Genomic DNA, 1,508 nt, shown 5'->3' on the forward strand with positions numbered 1-1,508 from the left:
GTGCCCGCGCGTGCGGGTCGGGGCGCATCAACGCGATCTGGGCGCGGGTCCAGTTCAGCACCCACGCACCGATCGGGTGTCGTTCGGTCGTGTAGGTGTCCAGCAGGCCGGCCGGCACCCGGCCACGCACCACCGCCGCCAGTTTCCAGCCCAGGTTGACCGCGTCGCCGATCCCCAGGTTCAGGCCCTGGCCGCCGAAGGGTGAGTGGACGTGCGCCGCGTCGCCGGCCAGCAGCACGCGGCCGACCCGGTAGCGCTCGGCAAGCCGGGTGGCGTCGCCGAAGCGGGACAGCCAGCGCGGGGAGTGCACGCCGAAGTCGGTGCCGGCGGTCGCCCGCAGCTGCCGTTTGACCTCCTCCAGCGTCGGCGGGACCACGCGGTCCTCGGCCACCCCCTCGGCCGGCACGACGACGCGGTACACCCCGTCCCCGAGGGGTCCGAGGCCGAACCGCAGCTGGGTCTTGCGGACCTCGGCCACCACGGCGGCCACCGTCTCCGCCGGCACGGCCACCTCCATCTCGCCCAGCAGCGTGTCGACCCGGCTGGGCTCGCCGGGGAAGGCGACGCCGAGCAGCTTGCGCACCGTGCTGCGGCCGCCGTCGCAGCCGACCAGGTAGCGCGCGCGCAGGTGCGTGCCGTCGGCCAGCTCGGCGGTCACCCCGTCGTCGTCCTGGCTGAGCCCGACCAGTTCCCTGCCGCGCCGGATCTCGGCGCCGACCTCGGCGGCGTGCTCGGCCAGCAGGCGGTCGGTGGTGGTCTGCGGGATGCCGAGGACGTAGCCATGCGCGGTGTCCAGCCGGTCCGGGGCCGGCTTGGTGATGCCGGCGAAGAAACCCCCGAGCGGGTACTGCTGGCCGTGCGCGAGGAACCGCTCAAGCAGACCGCGCTGGTCCATCACCTCGATGCTGCGCACGTGCAGACCGAGCGCGCGGACGTGCCTGGTCGGCTCCGCCTCCTTCTCCAGCACCAGCACCCGCACGCCGTGCAGCCGCAACTCACCGGCCAGCATCAGGCCGGTCGGTCCGCCACCGGCAATGATCACGTCGAACATGAACCCCCGATTCGACAAGTGTGCGTTCCTTTCGTCGCGAATCCCCTGATTTCCCGCAGATTCTGCGCCACGACCCGGGTCTTGCCACAAGCCCCCGGGTGCGTTATACGTTGAAAGTGGCAGGGAGTCTCCCTGCCTTTTGCGTCCGGTGTGGACGAACACGTGGACGACCGCGTGATCGGTGCCGGCCAAGCCGCCGCGCCGCAAGCTCCGAACCAGTGCTGAGTCGGCACGAGCGTGCGGCGTCGGGGGTGGGTGATGGTTCCGGAGGGCGTGCGGCAACGGTGGGAAGTGGCGTACCGCGAGTACGGCAGGGCCTGGGCTCGGGCCGATCAGTCCACAGGGGACTGTGACGGTGCCACCGCCGGGACGATGGCGGCGGCGTCACGGGAGTTGGCGGTCGCGTGGCGCGAGTTGGGGGCGGTCGACGGCCTTCCGTGGTGGGTGGTGGCCGCGG

Annotated in this window: 2 protein-coding genes; one reads left to right on the forward strand and one right to left on the reverse strand. The window is 72.3% G+C overall.

Going from position 1 to position 1,508, the window contains the following annotated elements; translation table 11 throughout:
- Positions 1-1,051 (reverse strand): FAD-dependent monooxygenase (locus VGX25_RS29410; protein WP_326921188.1); only part of this gene is annotated, 1,051 nt, incomplete at its 3' end.
- A 258-nt stretch (positions 1,052-1,309) separates the two neighbouring features.
- Here VGX25_RS29410 and VGX25_RS29415 point away from each other — a divergent pair.
- On the forward strand, positions 1,310-1,508 hold a 199-nt coding region (locus VGX25_RS29415), incomplete at its 3' end, for a hypothetical protein (protein WP_326921187.1).

Source organism: Actinophytocola sp. (assembly GCF_035942955.1).
Classification (GTDB): domain Bacteria; phylum Actinomycetota; class Actinomycetes; order Mycobacteriales; family Pseudonocardiaceae; genus DASYTH01.